The sequence below is a fragment of the Mycobacterium sp. NAZ190054 genome, from assembly GCF_001545925.1.
Taxonomy (GTDB): Bacteria; Actinomycetota; Actinomycetes; order Mycobacteriales; family Mycobacteriaceae; genus Mycobacterium.
Genome location: NZ_LMVQ01000537.1, coordinates 1 through 525 on the forward strand (window position 1 = coordinate 1; position 525 = coordinate 525).

Sequence of the window (525 nt, forward strand, 5' to 3'; positions counted from 1 at the left end):
CGTCAACGGCACGGCGAGCGCCGCGCCGACGAGATAGACCAGCGGGAACCAGCGGGTCGCCACCACACCTGCCGCGAGCGCGGCGCCCGCCGCACCGCCGAGGAACACCGCCGCGACGAAGAACGCGACCACCAGGGCGCGGGTTTCCGGCGGGGCCTCGGTGGCCCAGCTCTGCAGCGACGAGTGGATCGCCGCAAAACCCGCGCCGAGCACACCCGCGAGGGCGAGCGTGACCACGACGCCCAGCGACTGGGCGAAACCCGCCGCGAGCAACGCCAGGCATATGGTCGTTCCGCCCGCCAGCGCGGTGATCGGCCGGGGCCGTGCGGTCGCACTCACCCATCGGCTGCCGGCGACCACGCCCAGCCCGAAGCACCCCACCGCCAGACCCGCCAGACCCGGTCGGGCATCGATGAATTCGAGCAGCGCGGGCCAGTAGGTCAGCGTTCCGTGGACGACCACCCCCTCCAGCAGGCCCGCGCCGAGGACAGCAACAACAGCAGCGGGATGCGCCACCAGGTGTCG

1 protein-coding gene is annotated in these 525 nt (G+C 73.1%); it reads right to left on the bottom strand.

Annotated elements, in window-relative coordinates:
- The coding region (locus tag ASJ79_RS33490; RefSeq protein WP_197420376.1) for a hypothetical protein at positions 1-525 on the bottom strand (525 nt) is incomplete at both ends.